Here is an 18,282-nt window from a genome sequence, read left to right as displayed (position 1 = left end):
CGAATTAAACCTAAAGAATCTGATTTGGAATTGTGAAAGTTATTTTTGGCAATGAAAGCTAAAGAGCTTCGCAATAACCCATGCTAAAAAATATACTCAATTAAACTTCACTCACTATTATATTTGTTTTTAGACGTTATTTTTCATACAAGAATAGCCCCTTATGCAGGGGCAGGATTTGAAGCGGAATTTAAAGCGAACTTTTCTTCGCTCCCTCAACCTCTTCTTTACAAGTGCTATCATTAGTAAAATTATATTGCAGATATAAATACCCGGTATCTGTACCTGTCGCCCGTACGTCGAGAGATACCATACTGAGATTGTTTTTTAATGGAGACCCTTTTTCTCCTTTCCACTCCGCAGATAAAAAGCGTTCTTTTTTATTTAATGCCATCACCCAATCTTGTGGTTCTTTCCAGAGAGAACCAGACAGAAGATAATCGCTTTTGTCGGCTTTACCATAGATAGAGGTTAAGGCGTTACTTAACTCCTCAAACTTCGATTTCAAAGCAATTCCATAACTGTCCGTATTAATGCTTTTACCTACTGCGCGTATTTGACAGAGTCCAGCTTTGGGGGAGATCTGAAGCCCGAACACCTCGAAATCAGCATTTTGTTTAGGCAATTTCGACGTAGTGTAAAGGTTAACGCTATTTTCTAAAGGCTTAAGTTCAACGCCAGTCATATCTTCAATATTTTGTTTTGACAATCCAGCTTCTAACCCAAATGGTCCTTCTGCCGGAGGCATTTTAGGTGATTGTTGAACCGGACTGTTTTGCTGTGCGGGTTCCTTGTCGACTTTTGTGTTACTTATTGATTGTGAATCAACTTTGATCTCAGCCAAGCCATATTTAGCGATTAAATATTTCTGCTGTAGCATCGCCATACTTTGTTCTTGCGTCGCAACAGTCGACAATTTCAAAGCCTGGATTAATCCGCCAGTGTACTGGTTAGCATCGGCCTTCGCTTCATCGATTCTGGTATTAAGAGTGTCCATTTCGGCTTTAATCGAACTGGCAAGTTCCGGATCAGGTTTTACGCTACTGACGGCTATTTCAATCTTCGCCCCTGCTTCAATCGCATTAATACGCTGTTCCAAAAGAGCCTTATTGGTTCCTAAAACTTCCAGCCTTGCCGTAACCAGATTCTTAATTAGCCCGCCCGCAAACTGCTTACCTGTCTCATTCGCAGCAGAGATTTCAGTTTCCGTGCGTGATAATTCATTTTTTAGATTTGTGACTTCCTGTTTCTGCTCAGGGGTCAATTCTTTAGGGCCACACCCCGTCAACAGAGTTAATGCCACCAATGTTGCTACAACCGTTTTTTTCATATCCCTATCTCATCTGTAAATGATGAGATTAATCCTAACAGGAAGTTTTTTTCTTTTAAACGATTGCAGACATATCCTCCTCGTTTCGGAAGACCTTGTTATATAAATTGAAAAATGTGACGGGTTACGATCTGGAAGTAATTTCATCTGAGGCGCCATGCGCCCAACCGGTGAAGGGAAAAATAGCCGGTGCCGCCGTGAAGCATCACTACCGCTTCAAATACACTTTATAATTTGCCTGGGCTTAAAACGTAAAACCCCTACTCGTTGGCTATCCAACTTTCGGGGTTCGCTTCAGATTTGCGGGTTTAAAGCGAGTAATTACTTACTCTTCTTAATGTGTTTAATCAGGCGCTTACGCTTACGCAGCTGGTTCGGCGTCAGGGTGTTGCGCTTATCCGCAAACGGGTTTTCCCCTTCCTTGAACTGAATACGGATTGGCGTACCCATTACGTCCAGCGATTTGCGGAAGTAGTTCATCAGATAGCGTTTATAGGAATCCGGCAGGTCTTTTACCTGGTTGCCGTGGATCACCACAATCGGCGGGTTATAACCACCGGCGTGGGCATATTTCAGCTTCACGCGGCGACCGCGCACCAGCGGCGGCTGATGATCTTCCGCAGCCATATTCATAATACGGGTCAACAGCGCGGTACTGACGCGACGTGTGGAGCTGTCATAAGCTTCGCGTACGGATTCGAACAGGTTGCCAACACCGCTGCCGTGCAGCGCAGAGATAAAATGCACTCGGGCAAAGTCGATAAAGCCGAGACGGTAATCCAGCGTCTCTTTAACCTGCTCTTTCACTTCCTGGCTCAGGCCGTCCCACTTGTTGACGACAATCACCAGCGAGCGGCCGCTGTTAAGGATAAAGCCCAGCAGCGACAAATCCTGGTCAGAGATGCCTTCGCGGGCATCAATCACCAATAATACCACGTTGGCGTCTTCAATCGCTTGTAGGGTTTTGATAACGGAGAATTTTTCCACCACGTCGGTGATCTTACCGCGCTTACGCACACCGGCGGTGTCGATAAGTACGTACTCACGTTCATCGCGCTGCATCGGAATGTAGATGCTGTCGCGCGTGGTGCCCGGCATGTCGTACACCACCACGCGGTCTTCGCCGAGGATGCGGTTAGTGAGTGTAGACTTACCGACGTTCGGACGACCGACAATCGCCAGCTTAATTGGCAGATCCTGCGGGTTGAATTCCTCTTCCGGCTCTTCTTCTTCACCTTTTTCACTGGCTTCGAACTGCGCCCAGTATTCGGCGTCTTCATCCACCTCTTCCGGCGGATTCAGTTCGTCCATCCACGGCATCAGCACGTGCTCCAGCAGGCTGGTGACACCGCGACCGTGAGAAGCGGCGATGGCATAAATTTCACCGAGGCCCAGCGCGTAGAAATCCGCGGTTGCCTGATCCGGGTCCAGACCGTCGGTTTTGTTAGCGACGAGGAAAGTCGGTTTTTCGCGTGAACGCAGATGCTTAGCAATAGCCGTATCTGCTGGCATCAGACCCGCGCGGGCATCCACCATAAACAGCACAACATCGGCTTCTTCAATCGCCAGCAGCGACTGTTCCGCCATGCGCGTTTCCACACCGTCTTCAGTGCCATCAATACCGCCGGTATCGATACAGATAAATTCGCGGCCTTCTACTTCAGCACGACCGTACTTACGGTCACGAGTCAGACCCGGGAAATCGGCCACCAGCGCATCACGGGTGCGTGTTAAGCGGTTAAATAGCGTGGATTTTCCAACGTTAGGGCGCCCGACAAGCGCGACCACAGGTACCATGTTTAAAGCCTCATTACAGGAAATTCATTAGCAAAACGTCGCAATTTGCGCGGCGTTTTAAAAACAGGAAAACGGCTCCTGCAACAGGAGCCGTCTTCGGAAACGACAAACTCAGCGCAGTTAGCGCGAGAGTGCGTACAGCGTACCGTCTTTCGCCTGGATCAGCAGCTTGCCGCCAGCTACGACTGGCTCGGTCAGGAAACCGGAACTGTCGACTTTCTGCTGCGCGACGAAGCGCCCGTCTTCAACGTTGATCCAGTGAACATAACCTTCACTATCGCCTGTCACGATGTAACCATTATACAACGCCGGAGCGGTAAGGTTACGGTGCAGCAGATCGCTTTGCGTCCACAGGGTCACGCCACCGTCGGTGGTCAGTGCCAGAACGCGGTCATTCTGATCGATAATGTAGATACGATTACCATCAACAACGAAGTCGCTCACCGAGCCCAGCTCACGTTTCCACATGATCTGGCCGCTGCGCAGATCCAGCGCCGTCAGGTTGCCGTTATAAGCCAGTGCATAAACGACGTTGTCAACCACAACCGGCGTGGTATCCACATCGCTCAGGCGATCGATTTCGGTCGGGCCGTTCGCCTGGGAGATACGCTGCTGCCAAATCATCTGCCCCTGCTGCATCAGTACCGCGCTCACACGGCCATTATCGCCACCAACAATCGCAGCGCCAAAGGCGGTAGTCGGCGCAGATTCGCCGCGCAGGGAGAGCGCAGGCATATCCAGGTTGACCGTCCATTTCACCGCGCCATCGCTTTCATTCAGCGCCTGCAACTGGCCGTTACTGGTATGAATCAGCACCAGACCGTCGCTCACTACCGGGCGGGAAAGTGCTTCACCAGCAACTTTTGCCTGCCAGGCCTTCGAACCATCGCTGGTATTGAGGGCATAAACCTGCGCTTTTTCAGTACCGACGTACACATGACCGCCAGAAACGGTTACACCGCCGGAAAGCAACGCAGCGCGCGTGGAGAACCAGCCGTCTTTCTCTGCCAGATTGACCGACCAGATTTCATGGCCATCTTCAATGCTGACCGCTTTCACCACGCCGTGACGATCGGCAGCATACACTACGCCGTCAGCAAATGCCGGGTGCAGGTTAGAATAGAAATCGCCGATACCGTTGCCGACAGAAGTGCTCCACGCGGTTGTCGGGGTGAACTGATTTTCAACCACCGGCAGCGGGGACATTTTGACAACATCTTCTTCGCTATTGAACAGGGAACAGCCGCTCAATAACGTCACGGAAAGCAGCCCTGGCAGAAGTAATTTACGCAATTGCATCGGGTCCCTCTTAGATGGACAAATTATTAATTTTCATCTGCATCATTTCGCTGAGCGCAGGAGAAGCATTGTTTTTAATGCCGTTTTCCCATGCGGTGCGCGCACCTTGTTTGTCGCCTTTGCTCAACAGCGCTTCACCGCGCAGATCGGCAACAATTGCCGACCAGCTTTCGCCTTTAACGGCATCCAGCGTTTTGAGCGCAGCGTCTTGCTGCTTCTGCTGCACCTGAACACGGGCCAGACGAACGTTGATCATCGACTGCAGATTTTCATCACTGGTCGCAGCAAGCCCCTGTTGCAATTGCGCGGCTGCTTTATCCAGTTCATTTTTTTCTACGTATTGCTGTGCCAGTTCCAGTGAAGCCAGCGCGCCATAAGTGTTTTTGTTGTCAGCGGCAAATTTCTCCGCAGCTGTGAACGACTCTGGCTTATCAGCCTGAAGCGCGGAAATCGCGTTTTCATAGGCCTGCGATGAAGCTCTCGCCGTATCTGCCTGATGGCCGTTCCAGTAACGCCAGCCCATCAGCGCACCAATACCCAAAACAACCCCAACAGCCAGCGCTTTGCCATTTTCGGCAAAGAAGCGCTTGATAGCGTCAACCTGGTCGTTTTCGTTCTCGTAAATTTCCACGCAATCCTTCTCCTTAACGATAATTCACCGGCGAGATTAGCCCAGTAGTGTGCGCAAATGCGCTGCAACGCTATCCTGCGTTACCGTACTCTGTTCACCAGAGCGTAAATCCTTCACCACAACATTACCGTCGGCGATTTCAGACTCGCCGAGCACCAGTGCGACGCGAGCGCCCCACTTATCTGCACGAGCGAATTGCTTTTTGAAATTGCCGCCGCCGTGGTTCATCATCAGCCTCACGCCAGGCAACGCATCGCGTACCTGTTCGCCCAACTGCATTGCAGCGGACTGCGTATTGGCGCCAGACGCCACCAGGTATATATCGACAACGGATTCTGCTTTAAATTCCGGATTAACTGCCTGAACCAACAAAACAAGTCGTTCAAGACCCATCGCAAAGCCAACCGCCGGGGTCGCGCGACCGCCAAGTTGCTCAACCAGACCGTCATAACGACCGCCTGCGCAGACGGTTCCCTGCGCACCAAGGCTGGTTGTCACCCATTCGAAAACGGTGCGGTTGTAGTAGTCAAGACCGCGCACCAGACGCTGGTTAACGGTATACGCGATACCGGCGTCATCAAGGAAAGCGCACAGCCCGGCGAAATGTTCGCGGGATTCGTCGTCGAGGTAATCACCCAGTTTCGGCGCGTCGTTCAGCAGAGTCTGGATGTCCTGATTTTTAGTATCCAGCACGCGCAACGGGTTGGTATACATGCGGCGCAGGCAATCTTCGTCCAGCTTATCTTTATGCTGTTCAAGGAATGCGACCAGCGCATCGCGGTAAGTTGCGCGTGCTTCCAGCGAACCAATAGAGTTGAGTTCAAGGGCAACGTGAGACGCAATGCCCAGCTCACGCCACCAGCGGGCGGTAAGCATAATCAGCTCAGCATCGATATCCGGCCCTTGCAGACCAAACACTTCGACACCCAGTTGATGGAACTGGCGATAGCGCCCTTTCTGCGGACGCTCGTAGCGGAACATCGGCCCGACATACCACAAGCGCTGTTCCTGATTGTACAGAAGACCATGCTCGATGCCGGCGCGTACACAGCCCGCCGTACCTTCAGGACGCAGCGTCAGGCTATCGCCGTTGCGATCGTCAAAGGTATACATCTCTTTTTCAACCACGTCGGTTACTTCGCCGATCGCGCGTTTGAATAACGGGGTCTGCTCTACAATCGGCAAACGGATTTCACTGTAACCGTAGCTGCCGAGCACGTTTTTCAGGGTGCTTTCAATGCGCTGCCAGATGGCGGTTTCGCCAGGCAGATAATCGTTCATGCCGCGAATGGCTTGAATATTCTTTGCCACGTTTATTCTCTTTATGAATACAAAAAATGAACCCTCAGGGCCGCGACGAGTCAGGGTCGCGCCGGGCGGGTTCATCATACACGGGAAGCCAGTCGCTTCCCAGCTACGTTATTTTTCTACCTGTTGCACGTCGATGCGGCGCGCTTCATCCAGAATTGACGCTTTTGCGCGAATACGGGCCTCAAGCTGAGCGATCATATCTGCGTTATCAAGGCGATCTTTGCGCACGCCGTCTTCATACAGGCCGCTTTTCTTATTACCGCCCGTCACGCCGAGCGTGGAGACCAGCGCTTCACCAGGGCCGTTCACCACGCAGCCGATAATGGAGACATCCATCGGCGTAATGATATCTTCCAGCCGCTGTTCCAGCGCGTTAACCGTACCGATCACGTCGAACTCCTGGCGGGAGCAGGTCGGGCAGGCGATAAAGTTGATCCCGCGGGAACGAATACGCAGTGATTTCAGAATATCAAAACCGACTTTGATCTCTTCTACCGGATCGGCGGCCAGCGAAATGCGCAGAGTATCGCCGATGCCTTCAGAGAGCAGTAAGCCAAGCCCGATAGCGGATTTCACTGCACCTGCACGGGCACCGCCCGCTTCGGTGATCCCGAGATGCAACGGCTGATCGATCTGCTTCGCCAGCAGACGATAGGATTCGACGGCGAGGAATACGTCAGAGGCTTTCACGCTGACTTTGAATTGATCGAAGTTAAGACGATCGAGGTGATCGACATGACGCATTGCCGATTCGAGCAGCGCCTGCGGTGTCGGTTCACCGTACTTTTCCTGCAGATCTTTTTCCAGCGAACCGGCGTTAACGCCGATGCGGATTGGGATATTTTTATCGCGGGCGCAGTCAACTACCGTGCGGATACGTTCTTCGTTACCGATATTGCCGGGGTTGATGCGCAGGCAGTCAACGCCATATTCGGCCACTTTCAGCGCAATGCGGTAGTCAAAATGGATGTCCGCCACCAGCGGAACACTCACCTGCTGTTTGATAAGTTTAAAAGCTTCTGCCGCATCCATCGTAGGGACAGAGACACGGACAATATCCGCACCGACGCGCTCCAGCGCCTTGATTTGATTGACCGTCGCTTCCACATCCGTGGTGCGCGTGTTGGTCATTGATTGCACAGCGATGGGAGCCCCATCGCCGATCGGCACGTTCCCCACGTAAATCCGTTTCGATTTCCGACGTTGAATCGGGGCCTGGTTATGCATGAAAAATCTCCCGCGTTGCCCGTCTGTTACTGTGTTGCTGATTGTTCGGCATTGAGGGTCAGACGCGCAACCTGGTTAGTTCTGATAAAACGACTCAGATCGACAGGTTTTCCCTGATACTGGATCTGTACTGCTGCCGGAGCGCCAATTTTCAATTTATACGGCGCCTGACCGGTCAGATTGAGCGTGGCATCTTTACGTTGCAGGCCGCTAAACAGTTTTTTACCGGTCGCATCGCTCACTTCGAGCCAGCAGTCGGCATTGAAACTCATCACCAGCGCATTGGTATCGGCGACAGCGCCAGCAACACCAGCCTGATCGGTAGGCAGTTGCCCATTGTTCGCGGTTGCAGCAGGCTGCTGAGTTGATTCAACATTCGCCTGAGACGGAGAAACCACCTGGTTCTGGTTGGCGGTATTCACCGGCGCTTGCTGCGCAGTAGTCGGCGCCTGTGCGGTGGTTGCCGGAGCCGGGGCTTCAATCGGCGTAGAGGAGTTATCGTCCGTCGCGGCAGCAGTGGCAGGATCGTTGTTCAACGGTACACTTTGCGCGTTATTGCTGCTGTTGCTGGCATTAAGTTCCGCAGAGGATTGATCGGCCATCGTGCTGATCTCTTCCTGCTGCGCTTTATGATTCTGCCACCACCAGGCGCCCGTCAACCCCACCACCACAAACAGCACCAGCCAGGTAAAACTCATCAACCAGCCATCGCGTTTTTTGCGCGGTTTGCCTAAAGCAAAGGTCTGCATCGGAGCAACTTTCGCCGCTCTGACCGGCGCTTGCTTCTCGATCATCGGCAGTAATTCTTCTTCGGGGATGTGCACCAGGCGGGCATATGAGCGGATATAACCACGCACAAACGTCGATGCCAGATCGGCAGGCGATCGATCCTCTTCGATATCGCGTACCGTGGAGACCTTCAGACACAAGCGTTCTGCAACCGCCTGTTGGCTGAGTCCAAGTTGTTCACGGGCGCTGCGCAGACGAACGCCAGTGGTTTGTACTTCGTTTTGGTCTTGAGTGGCTTCAGTATTCATTCGCTACAACTACTGGTACGTGAAAAGTAAACATTCAGGCGCGTGTGGCCACAATGCCCACACGCGCCGCGAAATAACCGGGTCAGTTAAACGTAGACCCACAGTATAAGACTGTCAGGCTCGTCATAACAGAACAGCTTTAGGCACTTTTTGCTAAGCCGTTGTTCCATCACTACATACTGCCTTAAAGTCAGGAGAAACGCACCGTAATTATTATTAGCCTGCATACGTACAGGCTAAATATTCGACATTTGTATAAAATGCAGCACATTCTTCGCGCTGCATAGCAGCCTTACAGCGCCTTCACCGCAATCGTTTCACCCTGCATACGCTTACGCATTGTACGCTTGGTGCGGTCGATCACATCGCCGGCCAACTGACCACAAGCGGCGTCGATATCATCACCGCGCGTTTTACGCACGATGGTGGTAAAGCCATAACTCATCAGCACTTTGCAGAAACGATCGATACGGCTGTTGGAGCTACGACCATACGGCGCGCCCGGGAACGGGTTCCACGGAATCAGGTTGATTTTGCACGGCGTATCTTTCAGCAGTTCGGCCAGTTCATGTGCATGCTCCGTTCCATCGTTTACATGGTCCAGCATCACATACTCAATGGTCACACGGCCCTGGTTGGCGTTGGATTTTCCAATGTAACGACGAACAGCGCCGAGGAAGGTTTCGATATTGTACTTTTTGTTGATCGGTACAATTTCATCACGAATTTCATCGTTTGGCGCATGCAGGGAGATGGCCAGCGCAACGTCAATCATATCGCCCAGCTTATCCAGCGCCGGAACCACGCCTGAAGTCGAGAGCGTGACGCGACGTTTAGAAAGACCAAAACCGAAATCATCCAGCATGATCTCCATTGCCGGCACCACGTTCGTCAGGTTGAGCAGCGGCTCGCCCATGCCCATCATCACCACGTTGGTGATCGGGCGAGTGCCGGTGACTTTCGCTGCGCCGATAATTTTCGCCGCACGCCACACCTGGCCAATGATTTCGGAAACGCGCAGGTTGCGGTTAAAACCCTGTTGCGCGGTAGAGCAGAATTTACACTCCAGCGCACATCCCACCTGTGAAGAGACGCAGAGCGTTGCACGGTCTTCTTCCGGGATATAAACGGTTTCAACGCGCTGATCGCCAACGGCAATCGCCCATTTGATGGTGCCATCGGAAGAGCGTTGTTCTTCCACAACTTCCGGGGCGCGAATTTCAGCCACTTCTTTTAATTTGTTGCGCAGAACTTTGTTGATGTCGGTCATCTCATCAAAGTCGTCGCTGCAATAGTGATACATCCACTTCATCACCTGGTCGGCGCGGAAGGGTTTTTCACCTAAATTTTTGAAAAATTCACGCATCTGCTGACGATTTAAATCCAGCAGGTTAATTTTTGCGTCTTTGTTTGGAACCGTGAGAGCGTCGTTCTCAGGCATGGCAATTTGTTCAGACATATTTTATTCCGGCCTCGTTATTACACGTTATGGCCCGTGGAGGGTTGAAAAGAAGCGCCCCAGGCAAGCATCTGCTCATCCTGGGGCGCAGTATTGTACAAATTCTGACGCACAGATACCACGTTTGCACGCGGCATTTGCCAAAGAAAAGTGTAAAACTCGTTACACGATTAGCGCGTGCGCGGGCAAACTTCGCCTTCAGCAAAGAAGAAAGCGATTTCGCGGGCCGCAGATTCTACGGAATCGGAACCATGCGTACCGTTTTCAGTGAAGCTGTCTGCGTAGTCAGCGCGCAGAGTACCAGCCAGCGCATTCGCCGGGTTGGTTGCGCCCAGCAGATCGCGGTGACGCTGCACAGCGTTTTCACCTTCCAGTACAGAAACCACGATCGGGCCAGACGTCATGAACTCAACCAGACCGTCAAAGAACGGGCGACCTTCATGCTCGGCGTAGAAACCGCGCGCCTGCTCAACGGTCAGGTGCAGCATTTTGGTGCCAACGATTTTGAAACCAGCCGCTTCGAAGCGAGAGAAGATGCTGCCAATAACGTTTTTTGCCACCGCGTTCGGTTTAATGATGGAAAAAGTACGTTCAATAGCCATGTTTACCTCTGTAAGTTGTTCTGTTGCCCTGAATAGGTGTGGCGCGGATTATAAAGAGCAACGCGGGCGTTGCCTATGGATGAAGGTAACATTTTTTTAAAATGAGACGAGTTTTAGCAACACCGTTCACCAAACTCGCCATTTGCGCGGTTATTGCACAGTAAACTGCACTGTCGCAACCTGTCCCGCATCATCCATAACCAATAACTGATATTCACCGGCTTTATCAAGCCGCAGATTCAATAAACTCGTATGCATCGTTAACGGTTCGCCATTTAAAAACCACCAGCGCTCCCCTTCTCCACCACTGCTTTGCAACGGCAGCAGCGCAAATGCCTGTCCCGGAACGCGTTTGATCACTGCGCCTTCCCGCACGCCGCTTAGTAACAGCGGTGGCGGTGCGTTATCATCGCGCGGAGGACAACGGGGATCGGCGGCAGGCAAGCGCGCAGCGCGACGTTCACTGACAGGCAACCAGGGTTCCAGCGGTCGCGGCCAGACAATCCAGGTTTTCTGCTGCGCATCCGGGCAATCCGCCGCCACTCTGCGCCCTGCGCTGTTTAACCACAGCGGAAAGCGAATGCCGTGCAACCCTTCCTGCTCCGGCATCAGCAGCGTTGGCGGCTGGCTACCGTCCAGTAACCACGTTGCCAGGCGGCGGCGACAATTGCTGTCTCCCTCTGGCAGACTCTGCCCTCCCGGCCAGCAAATGGTGCCGCTACTTACGGAAGCTGGACGCGGATCGCGCGGCAGGCGGGATTGTTCGATTGCCGAGCGCGGTTGCAGCAGGTTGTTAACCTGATTCAACAGCGGCACTGCACTGGCGAAACCAAACTGACCGGCAACGGGTGTACCGTCCGGCCGCCCCGTCCAGATGCCGATCACATAGCGAGCATTAATACCTATCGCCCACGCATCGCGGTAGCCATAGCTGGTACCGGTTTTCCATGCCAGCGGCACCATCTGCGGCAACACGTCATCCGGTACCGGCTGTGCTTCGCCAGCCAGAATACGACGGATGATCCACGCTGCGCCCGGCGACATCAACCGGCGTTCTTCCAGCGGAGCATTCGGCGTCATGCGTAATCTTCCCGCATTGCCGTGGCGGGCAAAGGCACTGTAGGCCGCGGCGATATCCTCCAGCCGCGCTCCTGCGCCACCGAGGATCATCGCCAGATTGGGTTCTGCACCGGCAGGCAGAATCAACGGCAGACCGGCATTGCGCAGGTTAGCGGCGAAGGTTTTCGGGCCATAGGCTTCCAGCACCTGTACCGCAGGCAGGTTCAGCGATCTTACCAGCGCTTCGCTCATACTCACCGGGCCATGAAAACCGCTGTCGAAATTACCGGGGCGATAATCTCCCACCCGGCGCGGAACGTCCTGCAATAGCGAGGCCGGATGAATCAGACCGTCATCAAGTGCCAGACCATAAATAAAGGGTTTTAATACCGACCCCGGCGAACGGACCGCGCTGACCATATCAACATGACTAAAGCGGCTGTCATCATTAATATCCACCGATCCGACCCAGCCACGCACCTTCATGTTGGTGTGATCGACAACGATTATCGCCAGCGAACTGCGCGGCGGTAAACGCGACTTTACACCCAGCGCCATCTCTTCCAGTTGCCGTTGCAGGCTGGCATCAAGCGTGGTCGTTATCTTCAACGCCTTACTGGATGCCAGCATGCGCCGGGCAAATAATGGGGCCAGTTGCGGCATCTGTCGCGGAGCCAGCCACACCGGCTCTTCGCGCGACTCTTGCACCTGCGAGGCAGGCCACACTTTTTGCGCCACCATGCGATCCAGCACTTTGTCGCGCGCCGCCTGCGCGCGTTGCGGCCAGCGATCCGGCCGCAATCGGCTGGGTGCCTGCGGCAAAACGGCCAACAGTGCCGCTTCGGAATAGCTGAGTTTCGCCGGTGATTTACCCAGGTAAGCCCAGCTCGCCGCGCCAACTCCCTGCAACGTGCCGCCAAACGGCGCGCGATTAAGGTACAGGGTGAGGATCTCGCGTTTGGAAAGGTGCCACTCCAGTTGCATCGCGCGCCATAGCTGGCGGATTTTGCCGCCAAAAGTGCGCGGGTGCGGATCCAGCAACCTGGCGACCTGCATGGTCAGCGTGCTGCCGCCAGATACCACCCGTCCGGCGCGCAAATTCTGCCAGGCGGCCCGCAAAACGGAAAACGGATTAACGCCGGGGTGCGCCCAGAACCAGCGATCTTCATACTGAATGAGCGCCTGTAAATAGTGCGGCGAAACCTCTTCGATGTTCACCGGATAGCGCCAGATGCCCTCCGCGTCGGCAAAACGCCATAACGGCGTTCCCTCTTCCGCTACCACCACCCGTGCGGGAGCGACTTCATTCAGCGGTAACGGCCAGATTCTGTCCGCAGCAATAACGCCGAGAATCAGCAACAACAGCCCTCCCGCCAGCCAGCGCCAGCGGGTATGTAACAGAAGCTTTTTCACGTTACGGGACAATAATCATCGGGCTACGGGTCGCGCCGGTTGCCCGCCACTGCGGAACGTACATCGATTCCACTTGCGGCGCTGGCACCTGATACGTCCCCGGCGTTACCGCGCGCGCCAGATAAACCAGCGTCACCGGCTGGCCTTCGCTCACTGGCACGGCAGCCACAAAGCGATCGTCACGGAACTCCATATGCTGAATGTCAGCCTGCTGCATCCGGTTAAGCAGTTCCTGTACTTCGCTACCACTCTCCTGGAGGCTGGCGCTGCTGCTCGCGAGATTCTGATTTTCCAGCTCCAGACCTGCAGGCAGTAAATCCACCACCAGCGCATCCGGGACATTCTGGCTGGCGCTCACCTCCAGCCAGACCAGCACCAGCTCGCCACTTTTCAGCGATGAGAGCGATTTGCTCCGTCCGTCGGTGCCCAGCACCGTGCGTTCAATGTGCAGCACGTTGTCAAAAGGCGCAGGTGCCTGCATCGGGTACCCGCTACTGTCCAGGCGCAGCCATAACGGTGAGCTACCGCTGTTGGTCACCTGCAATGCCGCCAGTTGATCGGCATCGAGGTTACGGGTTTGCGTTTTATCGCCACTGAGCGCCGCCGTCTCCAGCGAAGTTTGCGCCTGCCACGCCCCGGAGGCATTTTGCAGATTACGTCCGGCCATAAATAAGGCATTGCTTTCCTGCGTCGATAACCAGCGCTGCCCGTAAGCCTGTTCCGAGAGCGTCGTCAGCAGGCGCGTCTGCTCCTGTTCCAGCAACGTATTCTCTTCCAGCAGCGCCAGCATCAGCGCGTTGTCACGCAAATCGCTGCCATAATCCGCCAGCCAGCGATTATCCTTCGCCCGCGGCGTTTTCAATGCCAGAGCCAGCGCCTGTTCGCTGCGTTGCGCGTCGCCCATCAGTTTTAACGCCACGCCCAACTGCATCAGTGGTAACCCGGCTTTGGCCTGGTCGTGACGCTGCCAGATTTCACGCAGCGCACCCAGTGGCGTTTTTTGCTGACGCGCCAGCACCAGCCCGGCATAGCTTTGTACTGCAAATTTCGTTGCCGGGAGATCGTCGCTATAACGCACCGCCATCGTTGCAGGGTCCTGCAGGTAACGCAGCAAGCGGTTATTCGCGTTGTTCAGCGCTTCCGTCGGAACGCTGTATCCTTGCGCCGAGGCGCTGACCAGAAAATCGGTAACATACGCCGTCAGCCAGTACTCTTCCGGCCCGCTCTTATCCCACAGCGAGAATCCACCGTCGTCGCGCTGCATTTGCAGCAGTCTGGAGATACCAATATCCACCGCTGCGCGCCGCTGTTCGTCGCTGTCGCCCTTAATACCGAGCGCTTTAAGCTGTGCGGCATTGGTATAAAGCGACGGGAATAGCCCGCTGGCGGTTTGTTCAAGGCAGCCATACGGATAGGCTTTTAGCTCCTGAATGTAGCGCGCGATGTTGAGCGGCGGCTTGCCGCTCAACAGCAGGCGCCCCTGAAGTGTGGCCGGTGAAATGCCCGCCAGATGTTGTTCCGGCGCGTGCCAGCTCTCGCCAGGTTTAAGCATTGCGCCGCTGTTGACCGTTTGTGCAGCAAATGGCGGGCGCACACCGATTTTCCACTGCTTCTGTAACGGCGCGAAGGTTTCGCCTGGCAGCGTCAATCCGCTGATTTGCGCGTTAATTTCGCCATCGCCAAACCCATCCAGCGCCCGTACCGGAATAAACACGGTGGTGCGTTCACCCGCTGACAAAGTAAGCGGCTCCGGCGATTGACTTTCCAGCGCCAGTAATCCCCCGGCGCTGAGGGCAACATTGAGCGTTTGCGGCCGATCGGTCAGGTTGGTGAGATCCAGGGTCAGGCGCGACGTGTCGCCGCTGCCGAGGAAACGCGGCGTGTTCAGTTCGGCTATCACCGGTGCGGCCACCACCACTTTGCTTTCACTGCTACCAAAATCCTCTGCCGTCCATGCCTGTGCCATTACCCGCAATTCACCGTTAAAATCGCCAATCGGTAACGTCACCAAGCCTTCGCCGTTTTCATCCAGCTGTACCGGCTGCGCCTGCTGGGCAATGATAGTGACGTGATTGACCGGCGGTTTTCCGCCGCGATTCATTTCATCGCCATCGCCACCGAAGCGCAGCGCGGCAAGCCGCCCTTGCCCTTCAATCACCTGGCCGTAAATATCATAGATATCCGCGCCGTAGCGTTTCTGCCCGAAAAAGGCCTGCCACGGATCCGGCGTCACGTAGTCGGTAATATTCAGCACGCCGCTATCTACGGCGGAGAGCAGTACCTTCACCTGTTTCGGGGTTTCGCCGTTTTTCACCGTCGCCTTCACTTTGACGGTCAGCGGCTGGTTGGGACGCATTTTTGGTGGCGCATCCAGCGCAATGTTGAGCTGGCGGTTTTCATCGCCCATCGGTAAGTGCAGCAAACCGACCGCGCGTTTTGGCGTGGCGGATTTCGATTTATCGCCCGGGCGGATCACCAGCGTGCTGAGGTAGAGATCGTGACGCTGCCATTTTTGATCGAGCGGAATACTCAGATCGAGGCCGTCGGCTGGCACATCAATCTCTTTCCACCACAGTGGTCCCTCGCTGGATTCGATCATCGCGTAACCTTTACCTGCGGCTGGCGCGGTGATGTGCAATTTCACGGTGTCGCCCGGTTTATAACCCGGTTTGTCCAGCTTCATGGTGACGCGGTCAGGCCGCGCAGCGCCCGCACCGTCGCTGTTGTCCTGCCAGCTATAACCGGCCCAGAAACGCACGCTGCTGATGGTGTCATCTGGCCCTTTCACTTCCAGGCGGTAAGAACCCCAGTCCACCGGGAAACTCACCTTGCCGGTTTCATCCGCCGCAAGGCTGAGGCTCTGCTCACCTTCCACCAGATCTTTCTGGTTGAACTGAGACTGCCAGCCTTCGCTTTCCGACCAGTTCCAGAAATAGTCGCGCCGTTCGCGGATCAGGCGCACCTGCAAATCATTAACCGCCTTTTTCGTCCCGGCGGCATCGGCATAGACAATATCGAACGCCGCGTTGCTTCCTTCATCAACAATCGGCTGATTGACGGTGGTGTCGGTGCGGTAGTCGTAAACGGCTTTAGCGGCAAATTGCGGACGGATCCCCGGCAGCGACTGCGCAGGCCAGATAGCCTGTTCCGCACGGCGCGTAACCGGACGCCCGCCCGATTCCAGCAGACTGGCCTGCAAAATCACCTGTAACGGCGAGTGCGTCTCCTGCCACTGACTCGGCGTACTGACCGCACCCTGGCCTTCTTTATCCAGCGTCAGATGCACTTCATCCAGGCTGCGGCTCAGGTTCTCTTCAGCAATATCGCCAAACTGGAAGCCAGGCAGCGCGGCTACCGCGTCGCGCAGAGGGCGAAGGAACAGTTGCCCCTGCAACGTATTGCCGCTGGCGGGGGCGCCATAGAGATAGTGACCATTCACGTTGAACACCACATCTGCAGCCGGATCCACCGGCGTTGGCTGCGGCGTAATGTTCAGCGCCATGCGCTCCGGCATAAAGTCTTCAACGTGGAAACCCCACTCGCGCGGCAGGTTATCGCCAGTATTGGCGCGGATATGCCACATTCCCGTTTGCGCGCTGGCATCCAGCGAGTAAGTAAAGTGATACAGGCCATTCTGCGGCTGGCTGACCACTGTGCGTACCACCTGGCCATCCGGTTTGACCACTTCGAGTTTGACCGGCTGCTCCGCCAGCGGTTTACCGTCGCTGTCACGTAGCAGGCCATTAAGGATTACCGTTTCACCAGGACGATACAGATCGCGCGGGCCAAACATAAAGAACTGTTTGCTGTAGCCCGGCTCGCCGGCAATAGCGAATTCGGCCAGATCCAGCGCCGGTAATTTCAGATCCAGCAGCGTGGTTTCACCGTCTTTGCGCGCCAGCACCAGCGCTACTTCCTTATCGGTGTTCAGGGTAGCGTGCCCATCAGCATCGCTGGTCGCCTGCGCCAGGGTTTGCCCCTTCTCATTCAGTAACGACACCTCAATGCCAGAAAGCGCTGCGCCGTTTTCCAGCCCCTGGGTGAAAATATCCAGCCGGTTATGGTAACGGTGCGCCGAGAGGCCGATATTGCTGAGGGTGAACAGCGTGGCGGCATTGCTGTAGTTGTAATGCCCGGCCTGATTCATCACCGCGATATAGACGCCAGTCTGCTGCAACGGCTGGATACCGCTTAACGGCAACAGCAGTTTTTCCCGGGTATTGCGCGCCGGATTGAGATCAAAGCGGCCGGTATAGACCAAATCGGCCATTTTTAATAGCGTGTCCGATTCCCAGTTCGAGAGCGAGCTGCGGTATTCCCACTGGCTGATAAATGCCGCCAGCGACTCCGGCTTCACGCGATAAAAGTTAACATCAACATTATTGACGTTCAGCGCCATGACGGGCAGCCCCTCCACGACTTTACCCGGCAGCAGCGAACCCCGGCTGGCAAAACCGACGCTTGGCTGAACGTCGCGCGTGGCGATGGTTTTCTCATAATCGATGCCGAAGGTAGCTTTATTCAGCGCCACCAGCCCACGATCGACCGATACCAGCAGTTCGCGATTCGGCTCCAGATGCCGCAGACGCAGCTCTTTCAGATTGGGTGCCAGCTCCCATGCGCCATCCACCTTGCCGCTCTTTTTATCCACCAGATGCACGGTAGAGGCAAAATTCTGCGCAGGATCGAGCGGGACCGAGAAAGTCAGCACCAGCGTGGCGGAGCCATCCAGTTGCACTTCAGAAGCATCCAGCAGCGTCAGCGGCTTGCCTTCACTACGGGCGGCAAGCTGAGCCAGTTTCTCTTTGTCCGGCGCGGCAGGAAGCGTTTTTTGCTCAGCGCTAGTGGAAGACGCAGCAGGCGCGCTGGCGGCTTTCGGTTTATCGTTGTTATCGCAGCCAGCAAGCGTAAGGGTGGTCAGCAGCGCAGCAGTCAGCGCCGCAATACGTAGCGGTTTCATTCGTTATCCCTGGTTCATTAACCTGTTGAAAGAGGCCCACCTAGTATTATGCGCAGCCGCATGAATTACAAAATGTCTGATGAATTCTGGAAAGCGCCTCGCAAAGGCGGCGTTCTCATCATGCTGGCATTGTTACGGGGATCACAGGTCGTAACGT

At 54.8% G+C, this 18,282-nt stretch carries 11 protein-coding genes; all 11 read right to left on the bottom strand.

Annotated features, from left to right (window positions below; translation table 11 throughout):
- Positions 1-190 precede the first annotated feature (190 nt).
- Positions 191-1,330, bottom strand: a complete 1,140-nt coding sequence (locus DK872_RS06760) for a hypothetical protein (RefSeq protein ID WP_007370826.1) — start codon at positions 1,328-1,330, stop codon at positions 191-193.
- Positions 1,331-1,651: 321 nt separating this feature from the next.
- Positions 1,652-3,127 (bottom strand): ribosome biogenesis GTPase Der, encoded by a 1,476-nt coding sequence (gene der, locus DK872_RS06755; protein ID WP_035888175.1) that lies wholly within the window; start codon positions 3,125-3,127, stop codon positions 1,652-1,654.
- 120 nt (positions 3,128-3,247) lie between these two features.
- The gene (gene bamB / locus DK872_RS06750) at positions 3,248-4,426 is read right to left on the bottom strand and encodes an outer membrane protein assembly factor BamB (protein WP_007370823.1); all 1,179 of its coding nucleotides are present in this window, start codon (positions 4,424-4,426) and stop codon (positions 3,248-3,250) included.
- 10 nt (positions 4,427-4,436) lie between these two features.
- On the bottom strand, positions 4,437-5,057 hold the full coding sequence (locus DK872_RS06745; RefSeq protein WP_007370822.1) for a YfgM family protein: 621 nt from the start codon (positions 5,055-5,057) through the stop codon (positions 4,437-4,439).
- Between the two features lie 36 nt (positions 5,058-5,093).
- On the bottom strand, positions 5,094-6,368 hold the full coding sequence (hisS, locus tag DK872_RS06740; protein ID WP_007370821.1) for a histidine--tRNA ligase: 1,275 nt from the start codon (positions 6,366-6,368) through the stop codon (positions 5,094-5,096).
- Between the two features lie 108 nt (positions 6,369-6,476).
- A complete protein-coding gene (gene ispG, locus DK872_RS06735) occupies positions 6,477-7,595 on the bottom strand; it encodes a flavodoxin-dependent (E)-4-hydroxy-3-methylbut-2-enyl-diphosphate synthase (protein ID WP_035888176.1) in 1,119 nt (372 codons plus the stop codon).
- A 26-nt stretch (positions 7,596-7,621) separates the two neighbouring features.
- A complete protein-coding gene (gene rodZ / locus DK872_RS06730) occupies positions 7,622-8,632 on the bottom strand; it encodes a cytoskeleton protein RodZ (RefSeq protein ID WP_035888179.1) in 1,011 nt (336 codons plus the stop codon).
- Positions 8,633-8,924: 292 nt separating this feature from the next.
- Positions 8,925-10,091 carry a bifunctional tRNA (adenosine(37)-C2)-methyltransferase TrmG/ribosomal RNA large subunit methyltransferase RlmN gene (locus DK872_RS06725; RefSeq protein WP_035888181.1) on the bottom strand — a complete coding sequence of 389 codons (1,167 nt, stop codon included), beginning with the start codon at positions 10,089-10,091 and terminating at the stop codon, positions 8,925-8,927.
- A 170-nt stretch (positions 10,092-10,261) separates the two neighbouring features.
- The gene (gene ndk, locus DK872_RS06720; protein WP_004144312.1) at positions 10,262-10,693 is read right to left on the bottom strand and encodes a nucleoside-diphosphate kinase; all 432 of its coding nucleotides are present in this window, start codon (positions 10,691-10,693) and stop codon (positions 10,262-10,264) included.
- A 150-nt stretch (positions 10,694-10,843) separates the two neighbouring features.
- A complete protein-coding gene (pbpC, locus tag DK872_RS06715) occupies positions 10,844-13,165 on the bottom strand; it encodes a peptidoglycan glycosyltransferase PbpC (RefSeq protein WP_161518169.1) in 2,322 nt (773 codons plus the stop codon).
- 1 nt (position 13,166) lies between these two features.
- Positions 13,167-18,125, bottom strand: a complete 4,959-nt coding sequence (locus DK872_RS06710) for an alpha-2-macroglobulin (RefSeq protein WP_161518168.1) — start codon at positions 18,123-18,125, stop codon at positions 13,167-13,169.
- Positions 18,126-18,282: the final 157 nt, after the last annotated feature.

Origin of the sequence: Kosakonia sp. MH5, assembly GCF_009935945.1 — a bacterium.
GTDB lineage: Bacteria > Pseudomonadota > Gammaproteobacteria > Enterobacterales > Enterobacteriaceae > Kosakonia > Kosakonia radicincitans.
This window is presented reverse-complemented; position numbering and strand designations above follow the sequence as displayed.

What these genes read in the sequence shown, in the direction of transcription:
- der (WP_035888175.1), bottom strand. Translation starts at nt 3,127, where the DNA reads ATGGTACCTGTGGTCGCGCTTGTCGGGCGCCCTAACGTTGGAAAATCC.
- DK872_RS06710 (WP_161518168.1), bottom strand. Translation starts at nt 18,125, where the DNA reads ATGAAACCGCTACGTATTGCGGCGCTGACTGCTGCGCTGCTGACCACC.
- ndk (WP_004144312.1), bottom strand. Translation starts at nt 10,693, where the DNA reads ATGGCTATTGAACGTACTTTTTCCATCATTAAACCGAACGCGGTGGCA.
- ispG (WP_035888176.1), bottom strand. Translation starts at nt 7,595, where the DNA reads ATGCATAACCAGGCCCCGATTCAACGTCGGAAATCGAAACGGATTTAC.
- DK872_RS06760 (WP_007370826.1), bottom strand. Translation starts at nt 1,330, where the DNA reads ATGAAAAAAACGGTTGTAGCAACATTGGTGGCATTAACTCTGTTGACG.
- rodZ (WP_035888179.1), bottom strand. Translation starts at nt 8,632, where the DNA reads ATGAATACTGAAGCCACTCAAGACCAAAACGAAGTACAAACCACTGGC.
- DK872_RS06725 (WP_035888181.1), bottom strand. Translation starts at nt 10,091, where the DNA reads ATGTCTGAACAAATTGCCATGCCTGAGAACGACGCTCTCACGGTTCCA.
- bamB (WP_007370823.1), bottom strand. Translation starts at nt 4,426, where the DNA reads ATGCAATTGCGTAAATTACTTCTGCCAGGGCTGCTTTCCGTGACGTTA.